A 26,434-nucleotide genomic window follows, 5' to 3' on the forward strand; every position below is an offset into this window, starting at 1 on the left:
ATCCAGTATGAGCAAGAGCACATTTGGCCAATTGCCGGCCGTGACCATCCGTGCCGCCGATGGCGCGCAGGCCACCGTCACCCTGTACGGCGGCCACCTGGTCTCCTGGAAAACCAGCGACGGCCAGGAGCGCCTGTTCTGCAGCCACGCATCCAGCCTCGACGGCAGCCGCGCCATCCGTGGCGGCGTACCCGTGATCTTTCCCCAGTTCGGCGCGCGCGGCACGGGCATGCGCCACGGCTTTGCGCGCGTGGCGACCTGGCAGCTGGAATCGAGCGGCGAAGCCGAGGGCGCCGCCCATGCCGAATTTACCTTGCATCACACGGATTTGCCGGAGGCGATCGGCGCCACCTGGCCCTACGCCTTCACCCTGCGCCTGCGCGTGGCGGTACAAGGCCAATCGCTCGAGCTGAGTCTATCCGTGCACAACACGGGCGAGCAGGCGTTCCCGTTCTCGGCCGCCCTGCACAGCTATTTTGCGATTGATCAATTGAGCGAGGCGCGCGTGGGCGGCTTGCAGCGCGTGCGCTATTCGGACGAGACGCCACAAGATGCCTTGCAGGCGGAAGAGCTGCTGCAGTTTGCAGACAAGTTGGACCGCATCTACTACCAGCTGCCGGGCGCCTTGCACCTGCAGTCTGGCAGCCACACCCTGCGCCTGGAGCAGCAGGGCTTTACGGATGCCGTCGTGTGGAACCCGGGCGCGCAAGACGCAGCCGCCCTGCCCGACCTGGCCGACGACGAATACCAGCGCTTCCTCTGCATCGAGCCGGCCCTGATCCAGCCCGACCTGCTGGCCGCTGGCGCCGAATGGACCGGCCGCCAGCACATTGGGGTCAGACCCGCCGGCTCTGCCCCCACCTCAATTTGATTCTTTGATGATGCGGCCATTGCCCGGTTGGATTGGGCGTGCATTCAAGGGATACAAACGGCTGAACAGCGCCATCTGCGCCGGCGAGGCCTGGACTGGCTGCTTCATCACCAGCCACAGCACGCCTTCGCTGCAAGGCGGCTCCGTCATCGATCCCATGTAGGTGTAGTAATCGCGCCGCGCCGGCAGCATCTCGGACGGGTCGAGCAGGATGGTGGGCTGCATGGTCTCGAATTTCTCCAGCGGCAGGTTGTTCCACACCGTCTGGATGGTCGCTTGCGGCGCGCCCCGCTCCAGCAGCAGCGCCAGTACGGCTTGCCGGCCTTCCGCATCGCGGTGCACCAGGTGCACCACCATTTCAAAGGCCTTGCCATTGATGCGCTCTTCGGACGGGCGGTGGAAATGGAATTGCTGCAGCTCGAACATGCGGTTCTGCACCGTGATGTAATTGCCGCCACTCACCCCCACCTGCACCGTGTGACCATTGTCGAGCACATTGAACGACGACGGGTGGTAGTCAAAGCTGATCTGTTCGAGTTCCACCTTCATGCCATCGCGGATATCGATCGGCGACTGGCGGCTGCCATTGCCACACTTGGCCCAGTCGACATTGATCTTGCTCCAGTGGGCCGGGCCGCTGTCGCCCTCGTACGACCAGTGCGTGCCGCGCGCCACGGGAGGTGGTGGCGGTGGCGCCGCTTTCACCACGGCGGCGCGCTTGGCGCGGGCGGCGGCGCGGGCCGCCTGGGTGGCGCGCATTTCCGCCAGGCGCGCCGCGATACGTTCGGACAAGTCGACTTCGGCCGCTTCTTCCTGCTCGCGCGCCGTGGGCGCGACGACGACAGGCGCCTTGACCTCCTTGCCCTTGACCTCCTTGCCCTTGACCGATTCGGTCAGGGTTTTCATGGCGGCCGCGCGCGCCGACGCCGACATGGGCGCGCTCGCAGGCGCGGATGCGGCGGCGCTCGCCGCAGCGGGGGCATCTTTGGCGCTTGCCGTGACCGCCATCGCGGCAAGGCTGCAAGCTAACAGGGCGCTCAAATGTCGCATGGAAATCCAGAAAGTGAGAATACCCTCTGGTTTACGGCTGGAAAGCAACAAAACTTGAATCAGCGTGGGAGTAAAACAAAAACAAGGAAGAGAAAAACGGGATCCGGGGCCCGCTGCGGGCTGTGCCGCAGCGTGCTTGCCCCGGATCCATGCGGCCTTACGCCGACTTGCCAACCATGCGCTTGTAGAGTTTCCACATGCCGCCCAGTACCACCGGCACGACGGCGGCGCCGACACCGATCAGCACGATCAAGGTCAGGTGGTCGCGGATCCAGGGGATATTGCCGAAGAAGTAGCCCGCCGTCACCAGACCGACCACCCACAACAGGGCGCCCGTCACGTTGTACATCTGGAAGCGCGCATGCGTCATGTCGGAAATGCCGGCCACGAAGGGAGCGAAGGTGCGCACCACCGGCACGAAACGGGCCAGGATGATGGTCTTGCCGCCGTGCTTTTCAAAGAATTCATGCGTACGGCGCATGGCATCCTTGTTGATCCAGCGGTAATCGTGGGTAAACACCCTTTGCCCGATGGCCTCGCCTATCCAGTAATTGAGCGTGTTACCCGTGACGGCAGCCGTCACCAGCAGGGCAATCAGCAAGCCCAGGTGCATCTGTCCCGTCGCGCAAAACGCGCCGGCGATAAACAACAAGGTATCCCCAGGGAAGAAGAACAGCACCACGAGGCCTGTCTCGCAAAAAATAATGGCAAACAGCACTGCATACACGAGGGTACCGTACTGCTCGATCAAGAGACCCAGCGTCTTGTCGACATGTACGATCATGTCGAGGAATTGCACAAAATCCATATATTTTTCCCTAAAGGTAGCGGCGGAATCATACACCACCCGGCCAGCGCAACGGCAGTCCCCGGCCCGATATTTCAGGATTAATTATGTGGTGCCCTTGCGCGTGTGGCAATTTAAGTAAAGGTTAAGGAAACGCCGCATCGGCAGGCAACTATCAGTATTGCTATCTGCAATGTTTTTCCAACGAAATATTGCCATTCCGGTATACACTTTCTGACCGGCGCAATCCGCGCCGACCAGGAGAGAATATGTATCTGCATTCACTGAGCGGCCTGACCATGGCCACCGTGCTGGGCCTTGCCCAGCTATCCGCCCATGCGGCACCTGTCCAGATCAAGGCGCCCGCCGAACTGCCGGCCAAGGCGACACTCGCCGACGTGATCAAGGCCTCCAAACCGTCCGACTGGCGTGCGCTGGACCCGGACAACACCCTGTACCTGGACATTCCCTCAGGCCGCGTGGTGATCGAGCTGGCGCCCGACTTCGCGCCAAAACACGTGGCCAACATCAAGGCGCTGGTGGCAGAACAGTATTACGACGGCCTGGCCATCACGCGCGCGCAGGACAACTGGGTGGCGCAATGGGGCGATCCGAACGAGAAAAATCCCAAACCGATCCAGCATGCCCAGCGCACCCTGCCCGGCGAATTCACCGTGCCCTTGAAAAACGTCAAGAACTTCACGCGCCTGCCAGACGTCGATGGCTATGCGCCGCAAGTGGGCCATTCGAACGGCTTCCCGTCCGCGCGCGATCCGAAAAGCGGCACGGCCTGGCTCACGCATTGCTATGCCACCGTGGGCGTGGGCCGTGACAGCGCCAGCGACAGCGGCGGCGGCACGGAGCTGTACGCCGTCATCGGCCAGTCGCCGCGCCACCTGGACCGCGACATCACGGTGATCGGCCGGGTCGTCTCTGGCATGCCGCTGCTGTCGACCCTGCCGCGCGGCGCCGGTCCCATGGGCTTTTATGACAGCCCCGAGAAAAACGTGCCGATCAAGGCCATCCGCCTGGCCGCCAGCGTGCCGCCAGAGCAGCGCAGCAACCTGGAAGTGATGCGCACCGACAGCGCCGCCTACCAGGCCGTGCTGGAAGCCCAGCGCCACCGCGGCGGCCCCTGGAGCAAGGTCACGGCCGGCCACGTCGACCTGTGCAATGCGCCGATACCGGTGCGGGAGGTGGGGAAATAACGCAACCCGAGGCTAAGGCTGGGGTCAGACCCCCGGGTACGTTGGCGCTGAACTTTGCGTTAGCGGCATTGAGGGTCTGACCCCAAATACAGGCATCAGCACAGCAGCGCCTCCCCTTGCGAACCCGTTATAATCAGGGCATGAACGCTCCCATCACGCCCCACCGCCCGATCCAGGCCCTGCCTGACCAGTTGATTTCGCAAATCGCCGCTGGCGAGGTGGTCGAGCGGCCATCGGCCGTCGTCAAGGAGTTGCTGGAAAACGCGCTCGACTCGGGCGCCACGCAGATCACGGTACGCCTGGAAGAAGGGGGCGTAAAACGCATCGCCATCACCGACAATGGCCGCGGCATCGACAAGGAACAGCTGCCGCTGGCCCTGGCGCGCCACGCCACCTCGAAGATCGCCTCCCTGCACGACCTGGAAAACGTGGGCACCCTGGGCTTTCGCGGCGAGGCGCTGGCCTCGATCGCCTCGGTGGCCGCCGTCACCCTGACCTCGCGTACGGCGGACGCCGCCCATGCGTGGGAAATCGTCGGCTCGCACAATGGCAGCATCTCGCCGTCGTCGGGCGCGCACGGCACCACGGTCGACGTGCAAGACCTGTATTTCAACACGCCCGCGCGGCGCAAGTTCCTCAAATCCGAACAGACGGAATACGGCCACTGCGCCGAAGTCGTGCGCCGCATCGCCCTGGCGCGCCCCGATGTGTCGTTCTCGCTGTCGCACAACGGCCGCACCATTGACCAGTGGAGTATCAGCGAACTGGCCAAGCGCAGCGCCCACATCCTCGGCAATGACTTCGCCGAAGCGCGCCTGGCGCTGGACGAGTCAGCCGGCACCCTGCGCATTCACGGCTTTGCCGGCTTGCCGACGGCGTCTAAGGCGCGCGCCGATGCCCAGTTCTTTTATGTCAATGGCCGCTTCGTGCGCGACAAACTGCTGGTGCACGCCGTGCGCATGGCCTACCAGGACGTGCTGCACGGCGACCGTTTTCCCTCCTACGTGCTGGCGCTCGACCTCGACCCGGCGCTGGTCGACGTCAACGTGCACCCGTCGAAGATCGAAGTGCGCTTCCGCGACAGCCGCTCCGTGCACCAGTTTGTCTTCCACGCCGTACAGCGCGCGCTGGCGCAAACGTCGGCCACGGCCTTCGGCAGCGTGCCCGCCCCCCTGCCGGCCGCTTCCAGTCTCGGTGGTGGCGACGCTGGCGCCGCCTCCGGTGGCCCAGGCATCTGGCGCCGCGAGCAGACGCAAACCTCGTTCGGCGCGCAATTCACGCATACCTTCGCGCCCTCCTCGCCCGGCGCGGCCCGCCCCTTCTTTGCCGACGCGCCAGGTGTGGCCCAGGACACGGCGGCCTACGGCGCCCTGTTCGGCGGCGCCGCTGCCAGTTCTCCGATCACGCAGGTGGAACCGTACATCGCCTCGCCCGAAGCGATGGCGCGCGAAGAATACCCGCTGGGCTTTGCCCTGGCCCAGCTGCACGGCATCTACATCCTGGCGCAAAACACCAAGGGCCTGGTGCTGGTCGACATGCACGCCGCGCATGAGCGCATCCTGTACGAACAGCTGAAAAACGCGCTGCAGGCGCAAGTCTCGGGCCAGGACATGCAGGTGCAGTCGCTGCTGATACCCGTGACGTTTTACGCGGACGCCATCGAAGTGTCGACGGCGAATGAAAACCAGGAGACGCTCAAGGCACTGGGCTTCGACATCGCCGCCCTGTCGCCCACGACGCTGGCCGTGCGCTCCGTGCCGACCCTGCTGAAAAACGCCGACGCGCAAACCCTGGCGCGCGACGTGCTGCGCGACGTGCGCGAATACGGCGGCTCGCGCGTGCTGATCGAGCGCCAGAACGAATTGCTGGGCACCCTGGCCTGCCACACGGCCGTGCGCGCCAACCGGATCTTGTCGGTACAAGAAATGAATGCCCTCTTGCGCCAGATGGAGAGCACGGAACGCGCCGACCAGTGCAACCATGGCCGGCCCACCTGGGTGCAGGTCGAGATTAACGCGCTCGATAAACTGTTCCTGCGCGGGCAATAAAATTCCGGGGTCAGACCCGCCGGGTCTGACCCCAGCCTTTGCCTTGGGGTCCCCATCGCAAGCACATCAAAAAAGCATCATGACAAATACCCATACCCTCCCCCTGGCCGTCGCCATCATGGGCCCCACGGCCAGCGGCAAGACGGCCAGTGCGCTGGCCATCGCGCAAGCCATCCCGTCCGAGATCATTTCCGTCGATTCCGCCCTCGTTTACCGCGGCATGGATATCGGCACGGCCAAGCCGTCGAAAGAAGAACTGGCCCAGGTCCCACATCATTTGATCGACATCATCGACCCGCTGGACGCCTATTCGGTGGCGCAGTTCCGCAACGATACCCTGCGCCTGGTGAGCGAGATCACGGCGCGCGGCAAGCTGCCGCTGCTCGTCGGCGGCACCATGCTGTACTTCAAGGGCCTGGCCGATGGCCTCGACGATTTGCCCGGCGCCGATCCCGTGCTGCGCGCCCAGCTGGAAGAGGACGCGGCCGCCATCGGCTGGCCCGCCATGCATGCGCGCCTGGCGCAGCAAGACCCTGTCACGGCCGCGCGCCTGGCGCCACAGGACGCGCAGCGCATCGGCCGAGCGCTGGAAATCATCGCCCTGTCCGGCCAGCCCATGTCGGCCCTGCTGGCCCTGCGCGAAAAGACCGTGCTGCCATTTCACTTACAGTCGTTCGCGCTGGAGCCATCGGACCGCGCCGTGCTGCATGCGCGCATCGCCACGCGCTTCGACCTCATGCTGAAAAACGATGCGCTGCTCGACGAAGTAGAAGGGTTGCGTCGGCGCGGCGACCTGCATCCGGGCCTGCCATCCATGCGCTGCGTGGGCTACCGCCAAGCCTGGGAATACCTCGACGGCCGCATCGACCGCGCCACCTTGCGCGAGACGGGCATCATCGCCACGCGCCAGCTGGCCAAACGGCAGCTGACCTGGTTACGCGCGATGCCGGAACGCATCGTCATCGATTGCCTGGGCGCTGATCCGGCCTCGTCCATGCTGGCACAGATCCAACCGTTAATGAAATAATCATGAACGCTGTAGCACACAAAAAATCCACAGATTTTTCATGGCCGGCATTGACAAGGAAATGCGAAGACTGGATAATGCTCGGCTGTTGGGTGATATAGCTCAGTTGGTTAGAGCACAGCATTCATAATGCTGGGGTCGGTGGTTCAAGTCCACCTATCACCACCAAAGAACAAGGATCATGGCTCTGACATGGTCACAACGAGCATCCGGTCTGACCGGTCTGTTTGGTGATATAGCTCAGTTGGTTAGAGCACAGCATTCATAATGCTGGGGTCGGTGGTTCAAGTCCACCTATCACCACCAAGAATGAGTAGTAAAAATTAGCCGCATTGATGAACCCGCCCCTGCCTCGCGCAGCGGCGGGTTTTTTCATTTCAGGGCCGCCTCGTGTGCGGCCTGTAAGCAACACCCGCCCCATTCGCAAGCATTGGGGATTGTGGCAAGCCGCCACTGGCGCTTACAATGAGAATAATTCTCATTCATACCATTAACTCACCTTATGTCCATCGCCCAGCCCAGCCTGCAACAGCAAGTGCAATCGCTCTACAGCGAGCATCACGGCTGGCTGGTCGGCTGGCTGCGCAAAAAACTCAGCTGCCCGCATGGGGCGGCCGACGTGGCGCAAGACACGTTTGTGCGCATCATCGCCTCGCGCGACGCCCTGTTCGGCATGCGCGAACCGCGCGCCTATCTGTCCACCACGGCAAAGCGCTTGCTGCTCGACCGCGCACGCCGCCAAATACTCGAACGCAGCTACCTGGCGGAACTGGCCGTACTGGCCGACAGCTTGCCCGGCGCGCCCTCGCCGGACGAGATCCTGATGGCCGTGCAGGCGCTCGAGCAGATCGCCATGGCGCTGACCGGCTTATCGGCCAAGGCGCGCGACGCGTTCTTGCTGCACTATCTGGAAGAGCAATCGCAGGCCGCCGTGGCGGCACAACTGAAGGTCTCCACGCGCATGGTGCAAAAATACCTGGTGCAAGCCTTACTGGCCTGCCGCCACACCTGTCCGGCCATGGCGGCATGAATACCATCCGCGCCGAGGTCGCAGCCGAGCAGGCCGCGCACTGGATCGTGCGCCTGAGCGCCGACGATCCGGCCGAGCGCGACACTGCGCAGGCCGGCTTCGCTGCGTGGAAGGCGGCCGACCCGCTGCACGCGAGCGCGGCCGCCGGCATGGAAAACCTGCTGCGTCAATTGAATGCCGTGCGCGAACCGGCCGGCGGCGACCATAGGCCCGCACGCGCCGCCCTGACTGCCATCGCACCAAAACGCCCCCGCCAGCGTCTGCGCCAGCTGGCCACGGCCAGCGCCGTGGGCGCGCTGGTGCTGACCAGTGCACTGGTCATCAGCGAGCGCCCCGCCTATCTGCTGGCCGACCTGCGCAGCCCCACAGGGCAATGGTCCACGCACACGCTGGACGATGGCAGCCGCCTCACCCTGGCCAGCAACAGCGCCGTCAATGTGCGTTTCAATGCGGGCGAGCGGCATGTGGAGCTGGTGCGTGGCGACATCCTCGTCGACGTGGCCAAGGATGCGCAGCGCCCCTTCATCGTCGACAGCAAGCAGGCGGCGATCCGCGCCTTGGGCACGCGTTTTACCGTGCGCAGGGAAGATGACGCCACCATCTTGAGCATGCTGGAGTCAACCGTGCTGGCGCAGGTGCCGCAACATCCGGCCGTGGCAGTGCAGGCGGGCCAGCGCACGCGCATCACCGACGATGGCGTGGGCCCTTTGCAAGCCATCGATGCGGCCAGCGTGCAGGACGCGTGGCGCGCGCGCCAGCTGGTGGTTGACGACTTGCCGCTGGCCGAGGTGCTCGACGAACTGGCCCGTCACCGCCCTGGCCAGCTGCATTACGACCGCGCGCAGATCGCGGGTATTCGCGTGGCCGCCGTACTGCCGCTGGACGACACGGACAAGGCGCTGCAACTGTTGATCGACAATTTCCCGCAGCTGCGCATCCGCATGCTGACGCGCTACCTGGTGATGGTCGACGCTCCCTTCCGCGGCCCCGCAAAAAATAACTAGAAAAATGCGCGTTCGCGGTTCCACTTTGTGCTTCTCGTGCGTCAAGGCAGCTGAGATCAATCAAAAAAGGCTGTCACCATGTCCGTTCAAGTCCTTGCCGTTTTATCCCCGAACACCCTGCGCACGCGGCTGCGCCCGCTGGCCCTGGCGGCCATGCTGCTGGCCGGCGCCGGCCTGCATGCCCAGGCAGTCGCCCAGGCTGCACCGGCTGTCGCCAGCTACGCCATCCCCGCCGGTCCGCTGGCCGGTGCCCTGAACCGCTATGCCCAGCAGGCAGGCGTCTCCATCGTCATCGATGCCTCCAAGGTCCAGGGCTTGACCAGTGCCGGCCTGCAGGGCAGCTACGCCATCGATGACGGTTTCGCCGTACTGCTGCGCGGCAGCGGCTACGCCATCGGCAAGACGTCCACCGGCTATGTGCTGGTGGCCGCGCCGGCGTCTGCGCCCACGGCGGCGACCAGTGCCGCCTCGGCGGCCGAGCGCACCATGCCCTCGATTACCATCGTCGGCCAGGCAGAGCAAGGTGCCACCACGGAAGGCAGCGGCTCCTACACGGCACGCAAGATCAGCATCGGCAAGGGCGAGCAAGCGATGAAGGACATCCCGCAATCGGTCAGCGTGCTGACGCGCCAGCGCCTGGACGACCAGGGCATCACGGACTTGCGCGAGGCGGTCAACAACGTCACCGGCGTGGTGGGCGTGCATGGCGTGGGACCGGGCGTGGTGATCACGGCGCGCGGTTTCCAGATCGACCAATGGCAGTACGATGGCGTGCCGATCGACCGCAATACCTATGCACTGGGTAACTGGGGTCAGGAAAACATGGTCATTTACGACCGCCTGGAAGTGCTGCGCGGCGCCTCCGGCATGCTCGTTGGCACGGGCAGCCCCGGTGGTTCCGTCAGCCTGGTACGCAAGCGCCCGACCGCCACGCGCAGCGTCAGCATGACGGCACGCGCCGGCTCGTGGGACCGTGTTGGCGCCCAGCTCGACGTCAGCAGCCCCTTGAACGCGGACGCCAGCCTGCGCGGACGCGTTATTGTCGATGAAGACGATACCCACTCCTTCGTCGACCAGGTGTGGAGCAAGAACCGCACCCTGTATGCGGCGCTCGACTATGACCTGGGTCCCGCCACCACACTGGGCCTGGCCATCAGCAACGTCAATGACCACGGTCGTCCCACCTTCGTCGGCCTGCCCCGCTATGTGGACGGCAGCGCGCTGAACCTGCCCCGCTCCACCTTCACGGGCGCCGACTGGAACCGCAGCGAGGCCAGGCAAACCAACATTTTCCTCGACCTGGAACACCATTTCAATAGCCAGTGGAGCCTGAAGGCATCGGCCGTGAACATGCGGGAAAACACCAGTTCCGCGCACCAGCGCGTGGCCATGCCCATCCGTCCAAACGGCAGCGGCGCGAGCTATGGCGACTTTGCCATGGATTTCGACAACCGCAAGCGCGGCATCGACGCCTACGTACGCGGCAAATTCGACGGCCTGGGCATGGCGCAGGAAGTCCTCGTGGGCGCCAGCTATGTCACGCTGGCGTCGAACGACCGCTTCGCGCGCGCCTGGGAAGGAGGAGCAAACGTCTTCAACATCAACCACCACCGTCCATGGCAAGACCTCGACACTATCGCCGCGCGCCCAAAGGGCGTGACCAGCGACAGCACCTACGAAATACGCCAGAAAGGCCTGTATGGCAGCTGGAACGGCCAGTTGACCGGCAAGCTGAAAGCCATGCTGGGCGGACGCTTCAGCTGGTATGACTTCCTGTATGCGACGCCCGCAGGTCCTGGTGAACAACTCAACGCCAGCGCCAAGTTCACGCCGTCGGCGGGACTGATCTACGCGCTCGATCCGCAATGGTCGGCCTATGCCAGCTATGCCGACATCTTCACGCCGCAAAGCAACCGCGACGTGCAAGGCAAGGTCCTCAAGCCCGTCACGGGCAGCAATTACGAGGCGGGCATCAAGGGGGAACTGATGGATGGCACGGTGAACACCTCGCTGGCCGTGTTCCGCTACGATCACAAGAACCGCGCCGTCACCGACTATGCCGCCGACCTCGCGTGCGACGGGCAGTACTGCTCGCGCGCGTCGGGCAAGGTGCGCAGCCAGGGCATGGAAGCGGAAGTTTCCGGCGAAGTGGCGCGCGGCTTGCAGCTGTCTGCCGGCTACGCCTATACGACGACGACCTACCTGGACGATCCGGACGAGCAAGGCAAGGTCTTTTCCACCTGGACGCCGAAACACATGCTGCGTGTCTGGTCCAGCTATACCCTGCCCGGCGCCTGGGACAAGTTCAGCGTGGGCGCCGGCGTCAACACGCAAAGCCATACGGTCGATACCGCGTACAAGTTCAAGGTTGCCGGCTTCTCGCTCTGGAACGCGCGCCTGGCCTGGCAAGCCACGCCGCAAATGGCCCTGTCAGTCAACGTCAACAATGTTCTCGACAAGCGCTATATCATCCCGGCCTACAACAACACCGGTACGAATAACTACTATGGCGACCCGCGCAACGTGCAGTTCACACTGAAATACACGCCGAAGTGGTAGGCTGACACGCTGCGGTGATGGAACAGGCGGGCCGGCATTTAGCCGTGCCCGCCTTTTTTTCCGTTTTTTTTCGTTCAGTGCTAGGCTTGCATTCAAGAAACCATCCGCCAAAAAAAACCATGTCCCCACCGCTTCCCCTGTCCAGCATGCTGCTGGCCCTGGCCTGCTGCACCAGTTCCGCCCTGGCCTTCGACGGCTACTATCAAACCAAGACGCCCTACGCGCCGCAACAGGACCCGGCCACGTATGCCGCGCCACCGGCCGGTTTCCAGCCCATCTTCACGCAACTGGTGGCGCGCCACGGTGCGCGCGGGCTGACCGGCATGAAGGGCGACGCGGCCCTGTATGCGATGTGGCAGCAGGCCGCCGCGCAGGATGCCCTGACGCCGCTGGGACGCGAACTGGGTCCCGACATCCTGGCCCTGATGCAGGCCAACGCCCTGCTCGGCCATGGCGTGGCCGGTATCGACAAACCAGGCTATGGCAACCTGACGCAGACGGGCATCGAGGAACACAGGCAACTGGCCGTACGCCTGCTGGCGCGCCTGCCCACCCTCTTCGCGCAAGTGGAACAGGACGCGGCCACGGCGCCGCGCCAGCTCGTCACCATCCATTCCGGCGTGGACCGTGCACGCGACAGTGCGCGCTTCTTCACGCAATCGCTGCTGGAATACGCCCCGGCGCTGGCGCCCTTGCTGACCCTGCCGCCCGCGCCAGCGCCGTACCCGCAGGGACGCACGCCCGCAGTACAGCCGATATTACAAGTCGATGGCGTCAACCGCTTCCTGCTGTATGCGCACAAGCTGGCGCCGCAGACGGATTTTGTCGCCGATCGCGCCAACCCGTATTCCGCCACCTATGCCGCCAGCCAGGCTTACCAGCACTACATCAGGACCAAGCGGCTGGACACCCTGATGACACCCCCGGCCAGGCAGCCGGCAGCAGCCGCGCATGCGCGCCAGGTGCTGGAGCGCTTGTTCACACCCGCCTTCCTGGCGCAGTTTAACGGCGGCGCCACCAGCTATGCGGACACGGGCAGCTACACGTTCACCAGCGCGGATGGCAAACTCACGCGCAGCATGACGGGCAACGGCAAGACCGTCATCCGCAGCGTGAATGCGGCCGCCATGAAACTATATGAACTGTATGCGATCGCCGCCGGCATGCGGCATGAGGTGAAGGCCGATTTCAGCCGCTACATGCCGGCCGACAATGCGCGCTATTACGCCTCGGTGGCCGACCACGAGGATTTTTACAAGAAGGGGCCGTCCACCACGGACAGTGGCGGCGTCACCTGGCGCTTCGCCGTGGCGCTGCGCGAGGATTTTTTCAGGGAAGTCGATGCGCTGGCCGCAGGCGACCTGCGCCACGCGGCCAAGCTGCGCTTCACGCATGCCGAGATGATCATCCCGCTCGCTTCGGCCATGGGCTTGCAGCAGGCGCTGCCGCCAGAGACCAGCTACAGCCATGCAGACAGTCCGTGGCGTGGCCAGAGCGTTTCGCCGCTGGCGGCCAACATGCAGTGGGACGTGTACCGCAACGACACAGGACAGCTCATCGTGCGCCTGCTGTATAACGAAAAGGAAACGCCATTCAAACCAGCCTGCGACGCCGCGCGCATCGCCCCTGGCAGCGTATTCTACGACTACGCGGGACTGAAAGCCTGCTACGGCCACGTGGCGGCGCGGTAGAAAAAAAGCCGCCAGCTGGGTAGCTGGCGGCTTTCGGGGGATTCAGCTAGCGCGGGCGTTTATTCCCACGCTTCCTTGCCCGCGCGTGGCTTGCCCACCATCAGCAGGGCAGCCAACGTCAGCACGGCGGCCAGCGACAGGTAATAGCCCACATATTGCAAGCCGTAGTTGGTAGCCAGCCAGGTGGCGATGTACGGCGCCAGCGAAGCGCCCAGAATGCCCGCCAGGTTGAACGTCAGCGAGGCGCCCGTGTAGCGCACTTCGGGCGGGAACAGCTCGGACAGCATGGTGCCCAGCGGACCGTAAGTCATACCCATCAGACCCAGGCCGACGGCCATGAAGAGCGTCACTTCCCAGGTCACGCCCGAGCCGAACATCGGGGCCAGCACCAGGCCGAAGATGGCAATGGCGACGGAGACCCAGATCATGGTGGCACGGCGGCCGCGGCGGTCAGCCAGCACGGCCGAAAACGGAATCGTCATGGCAAAGAACAGCACGGCAAACAGTTGCACGATGAGGAATTCCTTGCGCGTAAAGCCCAGCTTGGTCGTACCCCAGCTCAGCGCGAACACCGTCATCAGGTAGAACAGCACGAAGGTGGCCAGGGCGATGATGGTGCCCAGGAACAGCATGCGGCCATGCTGGCGGAACACGGTGGCGACGGGCAGTTTGACGACTTCGTTCTTGTCGATGACTTTCTGGAAGTCCGGCGTTTCCGTGATCTTCAGACGCACATACAGGCCGACGATGACCAGCAGCGCGCTGGCGAGAAACGGGATGCGCCAGCCATAGCTGAAGAATTGCTCATCGGTCATGGTTTCGCTCAGCAGCAGGAAGATGCCACCCGACAGGAAGAAGCCGATCGGCGCACCCAGCTGCGGGAACATGCCATACCAGGCGCGCTTGCCCGGTGGCGCGTTTTCCGTGGCCAGCAGCACCGCGCCGCCCCACTCGCCGCCCAGGCCCAGGCCCTGGCCGAAACGGCACAGCGCCAGCAGCAGCGGCGCCAGGGTGCCGATGGCGGCATAGGTCGGCAGCAAGCCGATGATGACGGTGGAAATACCCATGGTCAGCAAGGCTGCCACGAGGGTGGCCTTGCGGCCGATGCGGTCGCCGAAGTGACCAAACACGGCCGAACCGATGGGGCGGGCGAAGAAGGCGATGGCAAACGTGGCCAGCGACTGCAGCACGGCGGCCGACGGGTCGCCGGCGGGGAAGAACAGTTTCGGGAACACCAGCACGGCGGCGGTGGCATAGATATAAAAATCAAAGAACTCGATGGTGGTGCCGATCAGGCTGGCAAACAGCACCGTGCCGGGGGAATTTTTCTTGGGGGGGGTGCTCCGGGGCTTACTCATTTACTGCGCTCCTTGGGGAGGGTGTCTAAAGGCCATTCTCTGGATGTTTTTTCAGGCAGCAGCACAGCACGTTGTCTAGGCGCGCGGTTCACCTATCATAGCTGTGCGCAGGCGTATTTGCTGCGAATTTGCTATTAAATTCGCAAACAAATTCCACGCCGCAACACGCCGTTGTTAACGGCAGACAACGGTGTACCAACGCGCGCTATCGCGCCGTGATCAGTGCTGATTTAGAGAAACAACGGTCGTGCGCCATCCGGTTATCCGGGGCACGGCAGGAAAGGCGTCAGGGGATGGGCGACGTGTATCAGGCCCGGCGTATCGCCAGGCATTCCGTACCAGACCCGCGCGTCGGCATCGCGGCATCGGTCATTTGTGGTGAATCCTTGCCTGCGGCCCCTCCGGGTGGAGCGGGCCGGCGATGATCGCGCCTACATCACTAAGGATGCGGTTGATCTTGCTGTAAGCGGCTTATCATACGCGCAGTGGTGCAGTGCGGCAAGAAATGATGACAAGCCCTTACGCCTCAATCAGAGCAAACGCCTTGTCGATCTCCGCACTGTCGAGCGGGCGCACAAGGCGCGCCACTTCCTGGCCATCGTTCAAAAAAACCAGGGTCGGCCACAGTTTGACCTTGAACGAACGCCCGAGCGCGCGGCCAGGGCCGTCTTCCACGCGCAGATGCGGCACCCCTGGGTGCTGCGCAAAGGCGGCGGCCAGCGGCGCCTGGGTAGCGCGGCAGTGGCCGCACCAGCCCGTGCCGAATTCCAGCAGGGCTGGCCCCGTCAAGGCGTCGATCTCGGCGCGCGACGGTTGTGCTACAGAATAGATATCGTTCATCATGCCAGTCTCCTTGACAGCTTAGACCACTTTCACGCGCAATGTACCCAGGCCATCGATGGCCCCCACCAGCTCGTCGCCACGCTGCACGGCCGCCACGCCGGCCGGCGTGCCCGTGTAGATCAGGTCACCGGGCTGCAAAGTAAAGTAGCGCGACAGGTCGGCGATGGTTTCGGCCACGTTCCAGATCAGCATGTCGATGTTGCTGCCTTGACGCATCTCACCATTCACGTGCAGGGTCATGGCAGCATGGCTGACGTCGCCCGCCTGCGCGGCCGGCGTGATGGGGCCGATGGGCGCCGAGTACTCGAATGCTTTGCCCGTTTCCCACGGACGGCCCTGCTTTTTCGCTGCGCCCTGCACATCGCGGCGCGTCATGTCCAGGCCGATCGCATAACCCCACACATGGCTCAGCGCATCGGCCACGCCGATGTCGCTGCCGCCCTTGCCGATGGCCACCACCAATTCCATCTCGTGCTGGAAATCCTGCGTCTGCGCCGGATACGGCAGTTCGCCCGTCGCGCCGGCTGGCACGGGCAGCACGGCGTCGGCAGGTTTCATGAAGAAAAACGGCGCCTCGCGCCCCGTATGACCCATTTCCTTGGCATGGTCGACATAGTTGCGGCCCACGCAATAGATGCGGTGGACCGGGAAAGTGTCAACGCTGCCGGTGACGGGAACGCTGGGCTGGATGGCTGCGGGAATGACATACGGCATGAAGACTCCTGATCGGCACGATAAATAGGCGGTGATGAAAAAGGGACACCGCAGTGTCCCCCATTTTACGGCAACCTTACTTCAGCAGTCCCGAGCGGCTCGGGTCCGGCATGCGGATGGCGACGATGAAGGAAATCAGGCACATGACGGTCACGTACCAGTAGAAATAATCTTCCACGTGCCAGGCCTTGAACTGCAGCGCCACGTATTCGGCCGAACCGCCGAACATGGCGTTGGCGACCGCATACGACAGGCCCACGCCCAGCGCGCGCACTTCGACAGGGAACATTTCCGCCTTGATCAAGCCGCTGATCGACGTGTAGAAACTGATGATGGCCAGGGCGATGATGATCAGGCCAAACGCCGCGTACGGGCTGGTGATGTCCTTCAAGGCATGCATGATCGGCAGCACGCACAGGGTGGCCAGGCCGCCGAAGAACAGCATCGAGGTACGGCGGCCGATGCGGTCGGACAGGGCGCCGAACACCGGTTGCAAAATCATGTACACCAGCAAGGCGCAGGTCATGACGGCGCTGGCCGTCTTGGTATCCATGCCGGCCGTGTTGACCAGGTATTTCTGCATGTAAGTGGTAAACGTGTAGAACACGAGCGAGCCGCCGGCCGTAAAGCCCAGCACGGTAATGAAGGCGCGCTTGTGCTTGAGCAAGCCGCGCAGGCTGCCCGCGTCCTTGTCCTTGCGCTCGCTGGCGGTGGTTGTTTCCGTCAGGGATTTACGCAGGTTCAGCGACACCAGGGCGGCCAGGGCGCCAAAGACGAACGGGATGCGCCAGCCCCAGGCACGCAATTCTTCCAGGGTCAGCAATTGCTGCAAGACCACCAGCACCAGCAAGGCCAGCAGCTGGCCGCCGATCAGGGTCACGTACTGGAACGAAGCGAAGAAGCCGCGCCTGCCCGATTCCGACACTTCACTCATGTAGGTGGCGCTGGTGCCGTATTCGCCGCCCACGGACAGGCCCTGGAACAGCCGTGCCACCAGCAGCAGGAACGGAGCAAAGGCGCCGATGGTTTCATACGTGGGCAGCACGGCGATCATCAAGGAACCGCCGCACATCATCAGCACGGAAATCATCATCGACTGGCGGCGGCCGTATTTGTCGGCGATGCGGCCGAACAGCCAGCCGCCCACCGGACGCATGAGGAAACCGGCGGCAAAGATGCCGGCCGTCTGCAGCAGCTGCGTGGTGGGATTGCCGGAAGGGAAGAAGGCGTGCGAAAAGTACAGCGCGCAGAACGAGTAAATGTAGAAGTCGAACCATTCGACCAGGTTACCGGAGGAAGCGCCAATGATGGCCTTGATGCGCTGTTGGGAAGTCAGCTGCGCAACGTCATGCGGAGTATCGTGGGATGTCATATCAATCTTCTTGTTCGTGTAAAAAAGCCAACGCCAGCCGGGTTGCCCAGGCGGTTTTGCATCATACGCGCTGGATCAGGCTCAAAAAGCCGTCCGGCATACGCGTTAATACGTATCGCCGGCAACTTTTTCCGTCTGTGGACGCGCAGGATCTAGACGCGTTCCAGCACCAGCGCGATGCCCTGGCCCACGCCGATGCACATGGTGCATAAGGCATAGCGCCCGCCCGTGCGGTGCAGCTGGTTGACGGCCGTCATGGCCAGACGCGCGCCCGAGGCGCCCAGCGGATGACCGAGGGCAATGGCGCCGCCGTTCGGGTTGACGCGCGGGTCGTCATCCTGCAAGCCCAGTTGGCGCAGCACGGCCAGCCCTTGCGCGGCAAACGCTTCGTTCAGTTCGATGACGTCGAAGTCAGCCAGACTCAAACCCGTCATGGCCAGCACTTTCAGGGTGGCGGGCGCAGGGCCGATACCCATGATGCGGGGCGCCACGCCGGCCGTCGCCATGGCCACGACGCGGGCGCGCGGCGTCAGGCCGAAACGGGCCGCGTTGGCCTCGTCGGCCAACAGCAGCGCCGCCGCGCCATCGTTGACGCCGGATGCGTTGCCGGCCGTGATCGTGCCATCGGCGCGCACGACGGGTTTCAATTTGGCCAGAGTGTCCAGCGTGGTGGCGCGCGGGTGCTCGTCGCGGGCAACGATAATGGGATCGCCCTTCTTTTGCGGGATGCTGACAGGACAGATTTCACTGTCGAACACGCCCGCCTGCTGCGCCGCCAGCGCCTTGACCTGGCTGGCCAGGGCGAACGCATCCTGGTCCGCGCGGCTGATGCCGAAGTCGACGGCCACGTTTTCCGCCGTTTCCGGCATCGAATCGACGCCGTACTGGGCCTTCATCAAGGGATTGATGAAGCGCCAGCCGATGGTCGTGTCTTCCATTTTCATGCCGCGCGCAAAGGCGCCGTCGGCCTTGCCCATGACAAACGGTGCGCGGCTCATGCTTTCCACGCCGCCGGCGATCAGCAAGCCCGCTTCGCCACTCTTGATGAAGCGCGCGGCGCTGCCGATGGCGTCCAGACCCGAGCCGCACAGGCGGTTCAAGGTGGCGCCCGGTACGCTGTCGGGCAAGCCTGCCAGCAAGGCGGCCATGCGCGCCACGTTGCGGTTGTCCTCGCCCGCCTGGTTGGCGCAGCCGTACAGCACGTCGGTGACGGCGCTCCAGTCCACCTCGGGATTGCGCGCCATCAAGGCACGGATGGGCACGGCGCCCAGGTCGTCGGCGCGCACGCCGGACAGGCTGCCGCCGTAGCGGCCGAATGGCGTGCGCTGGGCGTCGCAAATGTATGCGTGGGTCATGTTCTTTCCTCCAAGAAAGTGGTTTGATGTTGAATTAGCGGGCATCCGTCAGCGGCACGGCCGTCAACGCTTGCAGTTGCGCAAAGCTCAAGCCTTCGGCCAGTTCGACGACCGTGGCGCCAGCGGGACCCAGGTCGAGCACGGCCAGGTCGCTGTAGATGCGGCTGACGCAACCGATGCCCGTCAGCGGATAGCTGCAGGTCTGCACCAGCTTGCTTTCACCCGTCTTGGTCAGCAACTCCATCATGACCCAGGTTTTTTTCGCGCCGATGGCCAGGTCCATGGCCCCGCCCACGGCGGGGATGGCGTCTTGGGCGCCCGTGTGCCAGTTGGCCAGGTCGCCCGTGGCAGAGACTTGAAAAGCGCCCAGCACGCAGATGTCCAGGTGGCCGCCGCGCATCATGGCGAAGCTGTCGGCATGGTGGAAATAGCTGCCGCCGGGCAGCAGGGTGACGGGCTGCTTGCCCGCATTGATCAGGTCGTAGTCTTCCTCGCCCGGCGCGGGCGCGGGGCCCATGCCGATGACACCGTTTTCGCTGTGCAAGATGATGTCCGCGCCGGCCGGCAAGTGGTTCGCTACCAGGGTCGGCAAGCCGATGCCCAGGTTGACGACGGCGCCCTCATGAATGTCGGCCGCCACGCGCGCCGCCATTTGATCTCGATTCCATTTATTCATTTTAATATTCCTCAGGCAGCTTTGAAGCCGGCGGGGCCGGTGGCCGTGCGCGGCACTTGCACGATGCGCTGCACGAACAGGCCCGGCGTGATGACGTGCTCGGGATCGATGCTGCCCAGCTCGGCAACTTCATGCACGGAAGCAATACTGACTGTCGCGGCCATGGCCATGATCGGGCCGAAGTTGCGCGCCGTCTTGCGGTAAGTCAGGTTGCCCCAGCGGTCGCCCTGCTCCGCCTTGATCAGCGCGAAATCGGCGTGGATGGGCGACTCGAACACATACATGCGGCCATCGATCTCGCGCGTTTCCTTGCCCTTGGCCAAGTCCGTGCCATAGCCCGTGGGCGTGAAAAAGCCGCCGATGCCGGCGCCGGCGGCGCGGATGCGTTCGGCCAAATTCCCCTGCGGCACCAGTTCCAGTTCCAGCTTGCCCGCGCGGTACAGGGCGTCGAAGACGTGGGAATCGGCCTGACGGGGGAACGAGCAAATGATCTTGCGCACTTGCCCGTTTTTCAGCAGGGCGGCCAGGCCCGTGTCGCCATTGCCCGCATTGTTGTTGACGATGACGAGGTCGCGCGCGCCCTGGGCGATCAAGCCGTCGATCAGCTCGGCCGGCTGGCCCGCGCCGCCGAAGCCGCCAATCATGACGGTGGCGCCATCGTGGATATCGGCCAGCGCATCAAGCACGCTGGAACGCAGTTTGTCGATCATTGCCGGTCTCCTACAAATCAAACTCATCAACCATTTGTTCGCATAAAGAACAAATATTCGTATTTAGAACTTATTCGTGAGAATATGCCTGATCGGCGCGCTTGTCAATTTGCCGTTTTCACCAATGCCATGGCTATAATTGCCACCTTGATCCATTGGAATTGCCATGACCGACCTCCGCAGCACGCCTCTTTCCGCCGCAGACACCCTTGACGCCGACGGCGCGCCCCGTCCCGGCGACAGCTACGTGCAATCGTTCGCGCGGGGGCTGGCCGTCTTGCGCAGCTTTGGCGCGGAGGCGCCGCAACAGACCCTGAGCGAAGTGGCGGAGCGGGCGCAGCTGACGCGCGCGGGCGCGCGGCGCATCCTGCTCACCTTGCTGCATCTCGGTTATGTGGAAGCGGATGGGCGTTTGTTCCGCCTGACGCCCAAAGTGCTCGACCTCGGTTACGCCTACCTGTCATCCCTGCCCGTCTGGACGCAGGCCCAGCCGCTGCTGGAAGAATTGATGCACACCTTGCGCCAATCGTGCTCGGCCACCGTGCTCGACGGCGACGACATCGTGTATGTCGTGCGCCTGTCCGCGCACCGCACCATGTCAATCAACCTGGGCATCGGCAGCCGCCTGCCCGCGTATTGCACTTCGATGGGCAGGGTATTGCTGTCGGGCCTGGCGCCCGACATGCTGCGCGAACGGCTGTCGACAATGGCGCTGCTGAAAATCACGCCGGCGACCAAGGTCGATATCGAAGTCTTGATGGAAGAGATTGCGCAAGTGCGACGCCAGGGCTGGTGCCTGGTGCAGGAAGAGCTGGAACAGGGCTTGATCGCCCTGGCCGCGCCCGTGTTCGACCGGGCCGGCAAGGTGGTGGCGGCGATCAATGTCAGCGGCCAGACGGCGGGACCGTCCGTGGCGCATTTGCTGGAACACAGCTTGCCGAAACTGCTCGATACGGCAAGCCGGGTCAGCGCCCTGGTGCGGGTGCAGCAGTAACTATTTCTTGAACCTCATTTTTTAAACTTCGCGCACGGGTCCGGGCGCGGCTGCGCCGGCATCGTTTGCGTCAAGTCAAACGTACCCTTGTAGCCGCTGCCGCCCTGCTCCAGGTAGCCGATGCTGCGCAGGTTCAGTTGCGGGTCGGCCAGCTTCAGCCAGCGGGGCACGCCGATGTCCTTGCGTACATGCGCATTGCCGGCGATCAGCACCACATCGCGCGGCGCCTGGTCGCGGATCAGCTTGGCCATCCAGATATCGCGCGCCACCTGGGCGTTGACGACACCGTTGATCATCATCTCGGGCAGCATATTGCAGCGGGCCGCCTGGACTTCCTTCTGTTGCCCTTCCAGGATGTCGGTCGGCACGGGCGCGGCCAGATAAGTGGCGACCATGGCGGGCGGCATGGCCCATTGGATGCCGTCGCGCACAATGCGCGAGGCCTCGGCCGGCGACAGGTTACCGGCAACCAGGGTCAGCTGGTAACTGATGACGAGGTCCAGCACGGGCCGGTACATGCTCCAGTCCCAGCGCGGCTGCTCCATCACGCGGATGATGCAATCGGGGTCGGCGCAATCGCGCGCGGCGCGCGTCAGCAAGGCCTGGTTTTCGCGGTCGAACTGTTGCATGACAATCACGGGACGCCAGCCGGCTGCCAGGCGGCGCTGCAACTCTGCGACGCGCAGGCGGTGGCCTTGCGCATTGTCATGCACTTCACCCAGCAGCAATACTTGCGGATTGGGCAAGGTGTCGGCCACGGGCGCGGGAACGGGCGGCGCTGTCTTCTTCAGCAAGCTGCCGCAGGCAGCCAGCGCCAGCACGCTGCACAGCAGGGCGGCACGCGCGCCGGCGCGGAAAATCACGGTCTTCATGTCAGTGGGCATCCAAAGTGGCGATGCGCCAGATTGTACCGTCTCAGGCCGGTGCCGGTAGCTTGCGGCGCGCCAGCACTTCAAACAAGGCCATGCCAGCCAGCATCGCGCCCACAAACATCCACGCCTTCGGCTGCCCCGCCAACAGGGGTACGAGGGCGGGACCGGGACAGAAACCGGCGATGCGGCCATTGAATAGAATCAATAGCGCAGCCGCCAGGCCGATCAGCATGTCCCCCCGCCAGCGAGGTCCATGGCGTGAAGTGTTGCCAGGCGCTACTCATGGCAGGGTCAGTCCGCTTCGTCGTTGAACAGGTGGCGCGGCGCGCAAAATTGCGCGTACAGCACTTGCAGCACGGCCAGCACGGGCGCGCTGGCGACGCGGTAATAGATCTGCTTGCCGTCGCGCCGCGTGGCCACCAGCATCTCTTCGCGCAGCACGCCCAGCTGCTGCGACAGGGTCGGCTGGCCGATGCCCACCTTTTGTTCGAGGTCGCTGACGCAATGCTCGCCCTGCGAAAGCTGGCACAGCAGCATCAGGCGGTCGGCATTGCCCATGGCCTTGAGCAGCGAGCTGGCTTTGTAGGCCGAGCCGCGCATGGCATCGAGATTATATTCGGCGTGTTGTGTTGCAACTGTCTCCATCTTGCCCTCCCACAGGCGGTCATATTGATCATCATGCGATAAACAATATACTAATCAATATATTGTTTTCCTGCTGGCGATTCGCACAAAAAAACAACAGTGTTTTTCAACGATAGCGTGCTCATGCAAAGTGTGCAGCAGCGATAGCCTTCGCGCTATCAAAATGATAAATATTCGTAATTTAAAGAAAATATACGTAGCAAAATTGCCACGATTTGTGCTGTAATAAGACCTCATCAGAAAAATCGTGATACGCCCCCGTACAGGCGCATTGTCCGTCCAAGCGCAGGCCGGTTTCGGTCGCGCCGCGCGGTGAACCAGGGAGTCAAAGATGAAGATCTTTCAGCCGCTATGCGTGGCCATGTTGGCGCTGTCGGCCAGTGCAGGGAATGCGGCGGCAACGGGCGCTGGCATGCCGGGCAACCCGCACGCAGCACGCGATCAGGTCGTGAGCGACGAGAGTCTTGTTTTCAATAACAGCAGCAACCATCTTGGCTGGGAAACACCGGACTTGCCATATGCGCGCCTGCTGACGCAGGGCAACACACTCAATGCGGCCCCGCGCTGGCGCAGCGCCGGCGCACGCCAGGGCGCACTGTCCCCGCCCGCAGTCGTCACGGCCCCCGCCGTGCAACAGGCGAACGTGCCGCCGCCCGTGCCCGAAGCGAGCACGGTCTCGATGCTGCTGGTGGGGCTGGGTTTGCTGGCCTTTAGTATGTACCGTGAAAAACAGGAAAAATTCGATAGCTGAGCTTATTTCGGTGGCCGATGCCGCTGCATTAAAAAAAATTCCGCCTCGCGCGGATTTTTTTTGGCTGCCTTGCCTGTCTATGCTCACTTGTCCAGCAAACGGCAGACTCTCTCGATATGACCCACAGGAATGCCTGACTTCAGGGCGCGCGCGATGCAGCCCGCCTTATCCGGCCCCGAGGCGGACATGAGTACGAAGGCCATGCCCAGGGCGCTGACGGCGACCAGCAGGATCAGCACGCCCTTGACGATATCCCAGTTCATGGCGTCTCAGCAATGTCATATGTGAAATCATAATAATGCTTGCCGTCTTCGATGCGGATGGCCAATCTGCCAGACAGCCCTTGCAACTGGCCCGTCCCCGTGTCGGGCACCACCGTCACCGACAAGGCGGGTGCACCACGCGTCATGCTGCCGCTGTGCTGCAGGTAAAAACTGCCGTGCCACCCGTCCAGGCTGCCCTCCACCCGTTCCAGCGCCACATAGCCTGCCGAACCAGCCACGGCGGCGCGCACGCTGAGCATCTCGCCTTGTGCGCTGGCGTCGAGAGCGCCGTGATAGCGCTTGGCTAGCGACAAGCGTCCCAGCCCCGACTGCGCGGCCGTGTCCGACAAGGTTTCCGGGGTGATGGTGACGTCGAATGCGCCGCTAATGGTGGGCATCAGTGCTCCTTGGAAAATGAGGATGTGGCTGCCGCATCGGACCCGTTCAGCAGCGCATGTAGTTTTTGCATGGTGGCCCAGTTGCGCGAGGTGACGCCATCGCCCAGCAGTACGCCGAGCGCCGCCACCACCTTGCTGGCCAGCACGCCATCAGGACACCAGGCATACGCGGCCCATCGCCCCAGCGCCAGCGCTTCCGGCTGCCACGGCCGCTGCAACAACGGTGCCAGGCGCTGCACGTCGGCCGGATTGTTCAGCACCAAGGTCAGCAGACGGGCCGCATCAGCCGCCGGCGCCAGGGTGTTTTGTTCGATCAGTTCGGCAAACTGGCTGGCCGACAGCACCGTCACCCTGGCCGCCACGCCCAGTTTCAGCACCAGCACTTCTTCGATGCGGGCAGCGGCGTCTGCTGGCGCCACCTTGCCCCCGTCATACACGACGTTGCCGCTGTTGAGTACGGTGCGCACCTGCGCAAAACCCAGGTCGCCCAGCAGCTTGCGCAAGTCGGCCATGGCCACGCGCTTGGCGCGGCCCACATTGATCCCGCGCAAAAGCGCCACTTGCTGACTGTTTTCTAGCTGTGCCATGTCTCTTCTCCTTGCCTATGCCTGGCTACTGGTGCTTTCAGGTAACGGCGTCACCGTGGGCAGGCGCAGCAGGAATGTCGCGCCCTGCCCCAGCGTGCTGCTGACCGTGATGGTGCCGCCAAACTGCTTGGCAATCAAGTTGAACACGATATTCAAGCCCAGTCCCGTGCCGCCCTGCCCGCGCCGCGTGGTGACAAACGGGTCAAACACGCGGTCGAGCATGTCGGGCGCGATGCCGCGGCCGTTGTCGCGCACCTGCATGGCGATCCACTCGCCGTCGCGGCGCACGCCAATATGGATGTTACCGGCCGTATCGGCATCGAAGGCGTGCTCGACGCAGTTCAAGACCAAATTGGTCAGCACCTGCGCCAGCGCGCCCGGATAGCTGTCGAGCATGATGCCAGGCGGGCAATCGATATCGATGCGGATGCGCGTCTTTTTCAGGGTCGGCTGCAGGCTCGAGATCACTTCACCGATATAGTCGCGCAATTCGAACAAACGGCGCGCCTCGCTGACCTGGTCGACGGCGATCTGCTTGAAGCTGTGGATCAGATGCGCGGCGCGGTAGGCATTGTTCATGATCAGGCGCGCGCTTTCGCCGGCCGTTTCCAGGTAGCGCACGATATCGGTTTTCTTCACGCTGCCGCCGGCCACCGCTGCGCTGATGTGATCGGTGGCTTCCTTCAGCACCGAGGCGCTGGTCAGGGCGATGCCGACCGGGGTGTTGATTTCATGCGCCACGCCCGCCACCAGGCTGCCCAGCGAGGCCAGGCGTTCCGACTGCAGCAACGATTCCTGCGCACGACGCAGCTCGTCCATGGCCTGCGCCGTCTCCTGCTGCGAGCGGCGCGCCATGTCTTCCGCCTCGCGGCTGCCCTCGATGATGGACTTGAGCTTGCGCTGCACGGCATTGAAGCCGCGGATCACGTCGCCCAGTTCGTCGCGCCGGTTTTCCGGCAACTCCTCAACCTCATCACTGCCGCGCGTGGCCAGGTCAATCAAGCCGTCGCGCAACTGTTTCAAGGGCCCGAAGACGATGCGCAGGCTCAGCGCCAGGGCACCCACCAGGATGATGTCAAGCAACAACACTTCCAGCACCTTGCGCCGCACTTCGCTGCGCAGGGCCGCATCGATCTGTGCGCGGCTGAAATTGACGATGACCTTGCCGACGATCACCGGCTTGCCCCCCGTGGTGGCCGCCACGGCGTCGCGGAACACCAGCGGCGCCTCGACGGGCGTGCCGCCCATGACCACGTCGGAGGTCAAAGGCACCAGGGTGCCGGCCGCATCGCGCACTTCGCCTGCGAACAGTCCCACGGAGGCGTCGTAGACACGGATGCCAACCAGTTCCGGCGGCAGCATTTCGGCAGCGACGATGCTGTCGACCTTGGATTTATCGAGATCCCAAAGCGCGGAAGGCAAGCTGGTCTGCAAGCGCGTGAGCACGCCGCTGCGCAGGCGCGCACTGCCCGATTCGAGTTCCTGGCTCAGTGTATATTGGGTATAGCTGCCGGAAATGCCCAACACCAAGGTGACGATCACGACAAAAAGCAGGGTCAGCCGGACTTGGATACTCAGCATCGATCAACACTCCCCGGGCCAGGCCGGTCGCCGGCCCGCG

26 protein-coding genes, 2 tRNA genes and 1 pseudogene are annotated in these 26,434 nt (G+C 63.7%); 13 read left to right on the forward strand and 16 right to left on the reverse strand.

The window, feature by feature from the left end; genetic code table 11:
- Positions 1-7 precede the first annotated feature (7 nt).
- Positions 8-871: a D-hexose-6-phosphate mutarotase gene (locus ACQ4WL_RS05655; RefSeq protein ID WP_436508645.1), complete on the forward strand. Its 864-nt coding sequence runs from the start codon at positions 8-10 to the stop codon at positions 869-871.
- On the opposite strand, the gene ACQ4WL_RS05660 is transcribed toward ACQ4WL_RS05655, so the two are convergent.
- Positions 863-1,777: a carbonic anhydrase gene (locus ACQ4WL_RS05660; RefSeq protein WP_436508646.1), complete on the reverse strand. Its 915-nt coding sequence runs from the start codon at positions 1,775-1,777 to the stop codon at positions 863-865. The two genes, ACQ4WL_RS05655 and ACQ4WL_RS05660, sit on opposite strands and share 9 nt — an antisense overlap.
- Between ACQ4WL_RS05660 and ACQ4WL_RS05665 the strand changes: the two genes are divergently transcribed.
- Positions 1,776-1,979 carry a hypothetical protein gene (locus tag ACQ4WL_RS05665; protein WP_436508648.1) on the forward strand — a complete coding sequence of 68 codons (204 nt, stop codon included), beginning with the start codon at positions 1,776-1,778 and terminating at the stop codon, positions 1,977-1,979. The two genes, ACQ4WL_RS05660 and ACQ4WL_RS05665, sit on opposite strands and share 2 nt — an antisense overlap.
- A 99-nt stretch (positions 1,980-2,078) precedes the next feature.
- On the opposite strand, the gene ACQ4WL_RS05670 is transcribed toward ACQ4WL_RS05665, so the two are convergent.
- Positions 2,079-2,729, reverse strand: a complete 651-nt coding sequence (locus ACQ4WL_RS05670) for a VTT domain-containing protein (protein WP_071075583.1) — start codon at positions 2,727-2,729, stop codon at positions 2,079-2,081.
- Between the two features lie 248 nt (positions 2,730-2,977).
- On the opposite strand from ACQ4WL_RS05670, the gene ACQ4WL_RS05675 reads away from it, so the two are divergent.
- The 9 genes from ACQ4WL_RS05675 (at position 2,978) to ACQ4WL_RS05715 (ending at position 13,275) form a co-directional block, all read left to right on the forward strand.
- Positions 2,978-3,916, forward strand: a complete 939-nt coding sequence (locus tag ACQ4WL_RS05675; RefSeq protein ID WP_436508649.1) for a peptidylprolyl isomerase — start codon at positions 2,978-2,980, stop codon at positions 3,914-3,916.
- 140 nt (positions 3,917-4,056) lie between these two features.
- Positions 4,057-5,964, forward strand: coding sequence for a DNA mismatch repair endonuclease MutL (mutL, locus tag ACQ4WL_RS05680; protein ID WP_436508650.1), 1,908 nt, complete (start codon positions 4,057-4,059; stop codon positions 5,962-5,964).
- 79 nt (positions 5,965-6,043) lie between these two features.
- The gene (gene miaA / locus ACQ4WL_RS05685) at positions 6,044-6,991 is read left to right on the forward strand and encodes a tRNA (adenosine(37)-N6)-dimethylallyltransferase MiaA (protein WP_436508651.1); all 948 of its coding nucleotides are present in this window, start codon (positions 6,044-6,046) and stop codon (positions 6,989-6,991) included.
- A 91-nt stretch (positions 6,992-7,082) separates the two neighbouring features.
- A tRNA-Met gene (locus tag ACQ4WL_RS05690) sits at positions 7,083-7,159 on the forward strand.
- A 61-nt stretch (positions 7,160-7,220) separates the two neighbouring features.
- Positions 7,221-7,297: transfer RNA gene (locus tag ACQ4WL_RS05695), tRNA-Met, on the forward strand.
- Positions 7,298-7,493: 196 nt separating this feature from the next.
- On the forward strand, positions 7,494-8,021 hold the full coding sequence (locus tag ACQ4WL_RS05700; RefSeq protein WP_436508653.1) for a sigma-70 family RNA polymerase sigma factor: 528 nt from the start codon (positions 7,494-7,496) through the stop codon (positions 8,019-8,021).
- Complete coding sequence (locus ACQ4WL_RS05705) at positions 8,018-9,025, forward strand: FecR family protein (RefSeq protein ID WP_436508654.1); 1,008 nt, start codon at positions 8,018-8,020, stop codon at positions 9,023-9,025. The genes ACQ4WL_RS05700 and ACQ4WL_RS05705 overlap by 4 nt, the downstream gene beginning before the upstream one ends.
- 78 nt (positions 9,026-9,103) lie before the next feature.
- Positions 9,104-11,584: a TonB-dependent siderophore receptor gene (locus ACQ4WL_RS05710; RefSeq protein WP_436508656.1), complete on the forward strand. Its 2,481-nt coding sequence runs from the start codon at positions 9,104-9,106 to the stop codon at positions 11,582-11,584.
- Between the two features lie 119 nt (positions 11,585-11,703).
- Positions 11,704-13,275: a histidine-type phosphatase gene (locus ACQ4WL_RS05715; protein ID WP_436508657.1), complete on the forward strand. Its 1,572-nt coding sequence runs from the start codon at positions 11,704-11,706 to the stop codon at positions 13,273-13,275.
- 59 nt (positions 13,276-13,334) lie between these two features.
- Here ACQ4WL_RS05715 and ACQ4WL_RS05720 read toward each other — a convergent pair whose 3' ends face one another.
- The 7 genes from ACQ4WL_RS05720 to ACQ4WL_RS05750 all read right to left on the reverse strand — a co-directional run bounded on the left by ACQ4WL_RS05720 (position 13,335) and on the right by ACQ4WL_RS05750 (position 20,303).
- A complete protein-coding gene (locus ACQ4WL_RS05720; protein WP_436508658.1) occupies positions 13,335-14,633 on the reverse strand; it encodes an MFS transporter in 1,299 nt (432 codons plus the stop codon).
- 519 nt (positions 14,634-15,152) lie between these two features.
- Positions 15,153-15,473, reverse strand: a complete 321-nt coding sequence (locus ACQ4WL_RS05725; protein WP_436509097.1) for a thioredoxin family protein — start codon at positions 15,471-15,473, stop codon at positions 15,153-15,155.
- A 21-nt stretch (positions 15,474-15,494) separates the two neighbouring features.
- Positions 15,495-16,190 carry a fumarylacetoacetate hydrolase family protein gene (locus ACQ4WL_RS05730; protein ID WP_436508660.1) on the reverse strand — a complete coding sequence of 232 codons (696 nt, stop codon included), beginning with the start codon at positions 16,188-16,190 and terminating at the stop codon, positions 15,495-15,497.
- A 76-nt stretch (positions 16,191-16,266) separates the two neighbouring features.
- Entirely contained in the window at positions 16,267-17,562 is a 1,296-nt protein-coding gene (locus ACQ4WL_RS05735; RefSeq protein ID WP_071076010.1) for an MFS family transporter, read from the reverse strand.
- 152 nt (positions 17,563-17,714) lie between these two features.
- A complete protein-coding gene (gene pcaF / locus ACQ4WL_RS05740) occupies positions 17,715-18,917 on the reverse strand; it encodes a 3-oxoadipyl-CoA thiolase (protein WP_436508662.1) in 1,203 nt (400 codons plus the stop codon).
- A 34-nt stretch (positions 18,918-18,951) separates the two neighbouring features.
- A complete protein-coding gene (locus ACQ4WL_RS05745; protein ID WP_436508663.1) occupies positions 18,952-19,593 on the reverse strand; it encodes a 3-oxoacid CoA-transferase subunit B in 642 nt (213 codons plus the stop codon).
- A gap of 11 nt (positions 19,594-19,604) precedes the next feature.
- The gene (locus tag ACQ4WL_RS05750; protein WP_436508664.1) at positions 19,605-20,303 is read right to left on the reverse strand and encodes a 3-oxoacid CoA-transferase subunit A; all 699 of its coding nucleotides are present in this window, start codon (positions 20,301-20,303) and stop codon (positions 19,605-19,607) included.
- Positions 20,304-20,469: 166 nt separating this feature from the next.
- On the opposite strand from ACQ4WL_RS05750, the gene ACQ4WL_RS05755 reads away from it, so the two are divergent.
- The gene (locus ACQ4WL_RS05755; RefSeq protein ID WP_436508665.1) at positions 20,470-21,297 is read left to right on the forward strand and encodes an IclR family transcriptional regulator domain-containing protein; all 828 of its coding nucleotides are present in this window, start codon (positions 20,470-20,472) and stop codon (positions 21,295-21,297) included.
- Between the two features lie 14 nt (positions 21,298-21,311).
- On the opposite strand, the gene ACQ4WL_RS05760 is transcribed toward ACQ4WL_RS05755, so the two are convergent.
- The 3 genes and pseudogenes from ACQ4WL_RS05760 to ACQ4WL_RS05770 form a co-directional block, all read right to left on the reverse strand.
- Positions 21,312-22,169: a ChaN family lipoprotein gene (locus ACQ4WL_RS05760; RefSeq protein ID WP_436508666.1), complete on the reverse strand. Its 858-nt coding sequence runs from the start codon at positions 22,167-22,169 to the stop codon at positions 21,312-21,314.
- A gap of 43 nt (positions 22,170-22,212) precedes the next feature.
- Positions 22,213-22,353: pseudogene (locus ACQ4WL_RS05765) on the reverse strand (DUF6691 family protein); the annotation flags it as partial.
- 107 nt (positions 22,354-22,460) lie between these two features.
- Positions 22,461-22,814, reverse strand: a complete 354-nt coding sequence (locus tag ACQ4WL_RS05770) for an ArsR/SmtB family transcription factor (RefSeq protein ID WP_436508668.1) — start codon at positions 22,812-22,814, stop codon at positions 22,461-22,463.
- A 331-nt stretch (positions 22,815-23,145) separates the two neighbouring features.
- Between ACQ4WL_RS05770 and ACQ4WL_RS05775 the strand changes: the two genes are divergently transcribed.
- Positions 23,146-23,565 carry a PEP-CTERM sorting domain-containing protein gene (locus ACQ4WL_RS05775; RefSeq protein WP_436508670.1) on the forward strand — a complete coding sequence of 140 codons (420 nt, stop codon included), beginning with the start codon at positions 23,146-23,148 and terminating at the stop codon, positions 23,563-23,565.
- 83 nt (positions 23,566-23,648) lie between these two features.
- On the opposite strand, the gene ACQ4WL_RS05780 is transcribed toward ACQ4WL_RS05775, so the two are convergent.
- Genes ACQ4WL_RS05780 through ACQ4WL_RS05795 form a run of 4 tightly spaced genes read right to left on the reverse strand, consistent with a single transcriptional unit; the run spans position 23,649 to position 26,394 of the window.
- Positions 23,649-23,828, reverse strand: coding sequence for a hypothetical protein (locus tag ACQ4WL_RS05780; protein ID WP_436508671.1), 180 nt, complete (start codon positions 23,826-23,828; stop codon positions 23,649-23,651).
- Positions 23,825-24,226, reverse strand: a complete 402-nt coding sequence (locus tag ACQ4WL_RS05785; RefSeq protein WP_436508673.1) for a DUF3224 domain-containing protein — start codon at positions 24,224-24,226, stop codon at positions 23,825-23,827. The genes ACQ4WL_RS05780 and ACQ4WL_RS05785 overlap by 4 nt, the downstream gene beginning before the upstream one ends.
- Positions 24,226-24,813: a DUF1697 domain-containing protein gene (locus ACQ4WL_RS05790; protein ID WP_436508674.1), complete on the reverse strand. Its 588-nt coding sequence runs from the start codon at positions 24,811-24,813 to the stop codon at positions 24,226-24,228. Before ACQ4WL_RS05790 ends, ACQ4WL_RS05785 begins: the two co-directional genes overlap by 1 nt.
- 15 nt (positions 24,814-24,828) lie before the next feature.
- Positions 24,829-26,394: a sensor histidine kinase gene (locus tag ACQ4WL_RS05795; RefSeq protein ID WP_436508675.1), complete on the reverse strand. Its 1,566-nt coding sequence runs from the start codon at positions 26,392-26,394 to the stop codon at positions 24,829-24,831.
- Positions 26,395-26,434: the final 40 nt, after the last annotated feature.

Origin of the sequence: Janthinobacterium kochi (genome assembly GCF_051380715.1) — a bacterium.
Lineage (GTDB): Bacteria > Pseudomonadota > Gammaproteobacteria > Burkholderiales > Burkholderiaceae_D > Janthinobacterium.